Raw genomic sequence first — 4,638 nt, 5'->3', positions numbered from 1 at the left:
GCATACGACCGAGCAGTGCCGATACCTCGGTACCCGCCAGCGTATAACGATAGATATTGTCGACGAAGAACAGGACGTCACGCCCTTCATCACGGAACTTCTCGGCCATGGTCAGGCCGGTCAGTGCAACGCGCAGACGGTTGCCCGGCGGCTCGTTCATCTGGCCGTACACCATGGCTACCTTGGACTCAGGTAGGTTCTCCAACTGGATAACACCGGCTTCGGACATTTCGTGATAGAAGTCGTTACCTTCACGAGTCCGCTCGCCCACACCCGCGAACACGGACAGACCACTGTGCTCACGCGCGATGTTATTGATCAGTTCGAGCATGTTGACCGTCTTGCCCACACCGGCACCACCGAACAGACCGACTTTACCACCCTTGGCAAACGGGCAGATCAGGTCGATAACCTTGATACCGGTTTCCAGCAGTTCCTGGCTCTGCGACTGCTCGGCATAGCTGGGTGCATTCTGGTGAATGGACATGCGCTCTTCTTCACCGATCGGACCTCTTTCGTCGATCGGATCGCCGAGCACGTCCATGATGCGGCCCAGTGTTGCTGTGCCAACCGGCACCATGATGGGCTCTTTGGTATTGTCCACGGCCAATCCGCGGGTCAGACCCTCGGAAGCCCCCATGGCAATTGCCCGGACCACGCCGTCACCCAACTGCTGCTGAACTTCCAGCGTCAGGCCCTTGTCGGCCACTTTCAACGCGTCATATACCTTGGGTACAGAATCGCGTGGAAATTCCACGTCGATGACAGCGCCGATGATCTGTACGATCTTTCCGCTACTCATTGCTATTTCCTCTCAATCCTGAATTCATCAGACCGCAGCCGCCCCGCTCACGATTTCCCCAAGCTCCTGGGTGATGGCTGCCTGGCGTGCCTTGTTGTAGGCCAGTTCCAGCTCTTCCATCAAGCTGCCGGCATTGTCAGTCGCATTCTTCATGGCCATCATGCGTGCAGACTGCTCGCAGGCCAGATTCTCAACCACTGCCTGGTACACCAGGGCCTCGATATAACGATCAAACATCTTGTCCAGCAGCTCGCGTGCATTGGGCTCGTAGATGTAGTCCCACACATTGCTGCGCTTGGTCGTGTCGTCGCCCGGCACCAGCGGCAGCAACTGTTCCACCCTGGGCACCTGCACCATAGTGTTGACGAACTCGTTGCCGACCAGGTAGATACGGTCGACTTCGCCTGCCGCATACTTGTCGAGCATGATCTGGGCAGTGCCGATGATGTCTTTTACTTCAGGCCGGTCACCCAGTCCGCTGGTCGCGCCAACGACAGGAATACCTGATTTGCGGAAGAAGCCCACGCCCTTCTTGCCAATGGCACAGACTTCGATTTCGACATTCTGGCCCTTCCACTCGAGTACCGACTTCAGTGCGGCCTTGAACATGTTCACGTTCAGACCACCGCACAGACCGCGATCCGTCGACACGACGATATAACCGACACGCTGCACTTCCCGCTGTTCCAGGTAGGGGTGCGTGTAGTCGTAGTCCGTGTCGGCATTGGCCACATGGCCAATCACGGTGCGCATCCGATCGGCGTAGGGCTTGGTGGCTTTCATGCGATCCTGCGCTTTACGCGTTTTGCTCGCTGCCACCATTTCCATGGCCGAAGTGATCTTCTGTGTGTTCTTGATGCTCCCTATTTTGGAGCGAATCTCTTTTCCGGCTGCCATAACTTATGTCGCCTCAGTTGAAGCGGAGCCGCACGCCCGTGCGGCCCCGGCACATCAGTTTCGGGACGCCTTGAACTTCTCCAGGGCTTCCTTGAATGCAGACTGAACGGCATCATCAAACTTGCCGGTCTCGACTATTTCCTGCATCAGGTCGCCGTGGTTCTCCTGCATGTATTCATGCAGGCCTGCTTCAAAGGCACCAATGTCACTGACTTCAACATCCTTCAGGTAGCCTTCGTTGGCCGCAAAGATCGAGATAGCCATCTGAGCAGTGGACAAGGGCCGGTATTGAGCCTGCTTCATCAGCTCGGTAACACGCTCACCGTGCTGCAACTGGGCCTTGGTCGCTTCGTCCAGATCGGAAGCGAACTGCGAGAAGGCCGCCAGCTCACGATACTGGGCCAATGCGGTACGGATACCACCGGACAGCTTCTTGACGATCTTGGCCTGGGCCGAACCACCCACCCGCGATACCGAAATACCCGCGTTCATCGCAGGACGGATACCGGAGTTGAACAGGTCGGTCTCAAGGAAGATCTGACCGTCGGTGATGGAAATGACGTTGGTCGGTACGAAGGCCGATACGTCACCACCCTGAGTCTCGATGATGGGCAGTGCGGTCAGTGACCCGGTCTTGCCCTTCACTTCGCCGTTGGTCAGCTTTTCCACTTCCTCGGCATTGATCCGGGAAGCGCGCTCGAGCAGGCGGGAGTGCAGATAGAAGACGTCACCCGGGTAGGCTTCCCGGCCCGGCGGACGACGCAGCAGCAGGGAGATCTGGCGATAGGCCCAGGCCTGCTTGGTCAGATCGTCAAAGACAATCAGGGCGTCTTCGCCGCGATCGCGGAAATACTCGCCCATGGTACAGCCGGCATACGGCGCCAGGAACTGCATGGAAGCAGGATCGGAGGCAGAAGCGGCCACGATGATGGTGTGCTCCATGGCGCCATGCTCTTCCAGCTTGCGCACCACGTTGGCAATGGTGGACTGCTTCTGGCCGATTGCCACATAGACACATTTGATGCCTGAGCCTTTCTGGTTGATGATCGCGTCGACGGCCAGTGCGGTCTTGCCCGTCTGACGGTCGCCGATGATCAGCTCACGCTGACCACGACCGATCGGCACCATGGCGTCAACTGCCTTGTAGCCGGTCTGCAGCGGCTGGTCGACCGACTGCCGTGCGATAACACCCGGTGCTACCTTTTCCAGTGCGTCTGTCTGGTCGGTGCCCAGATCGCCACGACCATCAATGGGGTTACCCAGACCATCGACGACCCGACCCAGCAGTTCCGGACCAACCGGCACTTCCAGGATACGCCCGGTACAATGACACTTCTGACCTTCGGCCAGGCTCTTGTAGTCGCCCAGTACAACGGCACCCACTGAGTCACGCTCAAGGTTCAGTGCCATACCGAACAGGCCGCCTTCAAAGGCGATCATTTCACCGTACATCACATCGGCCAGGCCGTGCACACGCACGATACCGTCCGAGACGGAGACGATGGTGCCTTCATTTTTCGCTTCGGAAGTGACATCAAGCCCTTCTATGCGCTTGCGAATCACTTCACTGATTTCTGAAGGATTTAATTGCTGCATGCTGTTTCCCTCAATTAGGAATTCATCGCTTCTGCCAGTTTCACCAGACGTCCGCGAGCTGAACCGTCAATCACGGTGTCGCCAAAACGGATAATGACGCCGGCCTTCAGGGACTTGTCCACCTCTGTGGACATGGATACCTTGCGGCCAAGACGGCTGGTGAGCTTGTCTTGCAGAAGAGTGATCTGTTCATCGGTCAGTGCGAAGGCAGAAGACACGGTGACGTCAGCGGTATTCTCTGCCGCCAGACGCAGGGTCTCGTAGTGCTCGAACACGACAGGCATCAGGGTCAGACGACCATTCTCTGCCATGACGCGGAGGAAGTTTTCACCGCCTTCGGCAATGTCTTCCTGGCAGAGCTCTACCAGACGCTTCACCTTGTCTGCACTGCTCAGGTGGGCACTGTCGGCCAGCACTTTTACCGCCGGCAGCGACAGTGTCGCAGCGAGCGTGCGCAGCATTGCTGACCAGCCCGCCAGATTGTTACCCGCCTTGGCAGCATCAAATGCTGCTTTCGCATAGGGTCGCGCCAAAGTGCTCAGTTCCGCCATAGCGTCGCCCCCTTACAGTTCCGATGCCAGCTTCTGTAACATCTCGTTGTGGACCTTGTCATCAATAGATGCATCCACCACCTTTTCTGCACCGGCAAGAGCCAGCACGGCCACCTGGGCGCGCAATTGTTCGCGTGCCTGGTTGCGCTCATGCTCGATCTCTTCCTCGGTCGCCTTGCGCAGACGCTCACCTTCATTGCGGGCATCGGCTTTCGCCTCTTCCACAATCTTGGCAGCGCGCTTGTTGGCCTGCTCAACGATAGAAGCTGCCTGCTCCTTCGCTTCGCGCAGCTTTTCGGCGGCATTGTCTTGTGCCAGCTCCAGATCCTTCGCTGCACGATCAGCGGCATTCAAGCCGTCAGCGATTTTTTTCTGGCGTTCCTGCATGGCCTGCATAAGCGGCGGCCATACGAAGCGGGCGCAAAACCAGACGAATACACCAAAGGTGATGATCTGTCCGATAAATGTCAGGTTGAAATCCACGCCTTCACCTCGTTTGCTGTTTGAGTTACGCGTTGTGATCGCAACAACCGTGCGGTCACTCTGGTTTGTGCAACTCTGTCTTAGGCAACAACGAAGATCAGGTACATGGAGATACCAACACCGATGATCGGCAGTGCCTCAACCAGACCGGCGATAATGAAGAACTTGGTCTGCAGTGAAGGCGCCAGCTCAGGCTGACGAGCTGAAGTTTCCAGCAGCTTGCTGCCCAGCAGGCTGATAGAGAACGGAGCCGCTACAGCGCCCAGGCCCATGATGATTGCAACAGTCAGATATACCATTTCCATGATT

At 57.3% G+C, this 4,638-nt stretch carries 5 protein-coding genes and 1 pseudogene; all 6 read right to left on the bottom strand.

What is annotated here, in order from left to right; translation table 11 throughout:
• A pseudogene (locus LAT62_RS16015) lies at positions 1-802 on the bottom strand (F0F1 ATP synthase subunit beta); the annotation flags it as partial.
• Between the two features lie 27 nt (positions 803-829).
• The gene (atpG, locus tag LAT62_RS16010) at positions 830-1,699 is read right to left on the bottom strand and encodes a F0F1 ATP synthase subunit gamma (RefSeq protein WP_293386183.1); all 870 of its coding nucleotides are present in this window, start codon (positions 1,697-1,699) and stop codon (positions 830-832) included.
• Between the two features lie 54 nt (positions 1,700-1,753).
• Positions 1,754-3,295: a F0F1 ATP synthase subunit alpha gene (gene atpA / locus LAT62_RS16005; RefSeq protein ID WP_293386181.1), complete on the bottom strand. Its 1,542-nt coding sequence runs from the start codon at positions 3,293-3,295 to the stop codon at positions 1,754-1,756.
• 14 nt (positions 3,296-3,309) lie between these two features.
• The gene (locus LAT62_RS16000) at positions 3,310-3,846 is read right to left on the bottom strand and encodes a F0F1 ATP synthase subunit delta (RefSeq protein WP_293386179.1); all 537 of its coding nucleotides are present in this window, start codon (positions 3,844-3,846) and stop codon (positions 3,310-3,312) included.
• A 12-nt stretch (positions 3,847-3,858) separates the two neighbouring features.
• On the bottom strand, positions 3,859-4,329 hold the full coding sequence (locus tag LAT62_RS15995) for a F0F1 ATP synthase subunit B (RefSeq protein ID WP_293386177.1): 471 nt from the start codon (positions 4,327-4,329) through the stop codon (positions 3,859-3,861).
• A gap of 80 nt (positions 4,330-4,409) precedes the next feature.
• Positions 4,410-4,634 carry a F0F1 ATP synthase subunit C gene (atpE, locus tag LAT62_RS15990; RefSeq protein WP_293386185.1) on the bottom strand — a complete coding sequence of 75 codons (225 nt, stop codon included), beginning with the start codon at positions 4,632-4,634 and terminating at the stop codon, positions 4,410-4,412.
• Positions 4,635-4,638 lie beyond the last annotated feature (4 nt).

Source organism: Natronospirillum sp. (assembly GCF_022565775.1).
Classification (GTDB): domain Bacteria; phylum Pseudomonadota; class Gammaproteobacteria; order Pseudomonadales; family Natronospirillaceae; genus Natronospirillum.
This window is presented reverse-complemented; position numbering and strand designations above follow the sequence as displayed.

What these genes read in the sequence shown, in the direction of transcription:
- atpG (WP_293386183.1), bottom strand. Translation starts at nt 1,699, where the DNA reads ATGGCAGCCGGAAAAGAGATTCGCTCCAAAATAGGGAGCATCAAGAAC.
- atpA (WP_293386181.1), bottom strand. Translation starts at nt 3,295, where the DNA reads ATGCAGCAATTAAATCCTTCAGAAATCAGTGAAGTGATTCGCAAGCGC.
- LAT62_RS16000 (WP_293386179.1), bottom strand. Translation starts at nt 3,846, where the DNA reads ATGGCGGAACTGAGCACTTTGGCGCGACCCTATGCGAAAGCAGCATTT.
- atpE (WP_293386185.1), bottom strand. Translation starts at nt 4,634, where the DNA reads ATGGAAATGGTATATCTGACTGTTGCAATCATCATGGGCCTGGGCGCT.